The organism is Peterkaempfera griseoplana, assembly GCF_001418575.1.
Lineage (GTDB): Bacteria > Actinomycetota > Actinomycetes > Streptomycetales > Streptomycetaceae > Peterkaempfera > Peterkaempfera griseoplana.
Window position 1 is genome coordinate 1 of the sequence record NZ_LIQR01000344.1, and the last position, 1,907, is coordinate 1,907.

Below are 1,907 nucleotides of genomic sequence, written 5' to 3' on the forward strand. Positions count from 1 at the left end.
GCCCGGAGGCCCGGGTGAGGACGCGGTCGCGGGCGAGCAGCAGCCCCATCAGGTTGGACTCGGTGCCGCCCGAGGTGAGGACTCCGGCCGCGGTGTCCGGCGGGTATCCGGTCAGGGCGGCCAGTTCGCGGATCAGCAGCGTCTCCAGGGCGGTGGCGGCGGGTGCCTGGTCCCAGGAGTCCTGGGAGGGGTTGAGGGCTCCGGCGGCGAGGTCGGCGGCGACGGCCAGGGCCAGTGGCGGGCAGTGCAGATGTGCGGCGCAGCAGGGGTCGGCGGGGTCGGTGCTGCCCTGGGCCAGCAGGGCGGTGAGCCGGTGCAGTGCCTCGTCGCCGGTGCCGTCCGGCGGCGGGGCCAGTTCGGCGAGGGTCCGGGCGATCTGCTCGGCGAGCGCTGCGGGGGTGGTCGCGGGTACGGGGCCGCCGCGTGCCGCGGTGCCCTCGGCCAGCGCGTCGAGGACGGTCTCCAGCAGTGGGCGCAGCGCCCGGGGTCCGTCCGTGCCGCCGGAGAGGGCGGTGGCGCGGGGCGGGACGCCGGTGGTGGTGCGGCCGGTCATCCGCGGACCTGAGCGGCGGCCTCGGCGATGGCCTCGGAGAGCCGTTCGAGTACGGTCTCGGCCTGTTCGTCGCTGATGGTCAGCGGAGGGAGCAGCCGGACGACGGCGTCGTGGCGGCCCCCGAGCTCCACGATCAGGCCGCGTCGCAGGCAGCCGCTGCGTACCCGGACCGCCAGTTCGGGGGCCGCCGGGAGGGAGCCCCGGCGGTCGGGCGGGCCGGCCGGGTCCACCAGTTCCACGCCGATCATCAGTCCGCGCCCGCGGACGTCGCCGACCACCGGCAGTTCGGTGCGCAGGGCCCGCAGCCGGGCGGTGATCCGGGCCCCGACGGTCGCGGCGCGCTCCGCCAGCCGTTCGGCCGCGACCAGGCGCAGGGTGGCGGCGCCCGCGGCCATGGCGAGGGTGTTGCCGCGGAAGGTGCCGGTGTGGGCGCCGGGCAGCCATCCGTCGTACTCGTCGCGGTAGACCACGGCCGCCAGCGGCAGGGAGCCGCCGATCGCCTTGGACACCACCATGGCGTCCGGCAGGATGCCGCTGTGCTCGACCGCCCACATGGCTCCGGTGCGGCCGACGCCGGTCTGCACCTCGTCGACGATCAGCGGGACGGAGCGCTCGGCGGTGATCCGCCGCATCTCGCGCAGCCACCCGTCGGGGGCGGGCACGGCGCCGCCCTCGCCCTGGACGACCTCCAGGATCATGGCGGCCGGGGGGACGACTCCGCCTGAGGGGTCGTCGAGCAGCCGCTCGGTGTAGACGGCGGCGAGTTCGGCGCCGCGTTCACCGCCGACGGCGAAGGGGCAGCGGTAGTCGTAGGGGTAGGGCAGCCGGGTGGTCTCGCCGGCGGCCGGCAGCGGCTCCTTGACGGCGACGTTGCCGGTGACGGCCAGGGCCCCGGCGGTCATCCCGTGGTAGGCGCCGGTGAAGGCGAGGACGCCCCGGCGGCCGGTGGCGGTCTGCATCAGCTTGAGGGCGGCCTCGACCGCGTCGGTGCCGGCCGGTCCGCAGAAGTGGATGCGGGCGCGGTCGGCGAAGGCGCGCGGCAGGGTCTCGAAGAGGGCGTCGGTGAAGTCGTCCTTCTCGGCGGTGGCCAGGTCGAGGATGTGCAGCGGGGCGCCCCGGTCCAGGGTGCGCCGGACGGCTTCCAGGACGACGGGGTGGTTGTGGCCGAGGGCGAGGGTGCCGGCGCCGGAGAGGCAGTCGAGGTAGCGGCGGCCGTCGGCGCCTTCCACGGTCATGCCCTGGGCCCTGACCGGCACGATGGGGAAGGACCTGGCGTAGGTGCGGGCCGATGACTCCCGGGCGCGCTGGCGGCGGAGGACTGCGTCCGCCCCGTGAGCCCCGGCGGGGCCGGGGC

General features: G+C 76.6%; 2 protein-coding genes. Both read right to left on the reverse strand.

Features of this window, described 5'->3' with window-relative positions:
• Window positions 1–553, reverse strand: a 553-nt coding sequence (locus AOK09_RS39370) for a pyridoxal-dependent decarboxylase (RefSeq protein ID WP_245687463.1), incomplete at its 3' end; no start/stop codon positions are given.
• Window positions 550–1,907: diaminobutyrate--2-oxoglutarate transaminase family protein (locus AOK09_RS24680; protein ID WP_055589441.1), on the reverse strand; the 1,358-nt coding region annotated here is incomplete at its 5' end. The genes AOK09_RS39370 and AOK09_RS24680, both read right to left, overlap by 4 nt.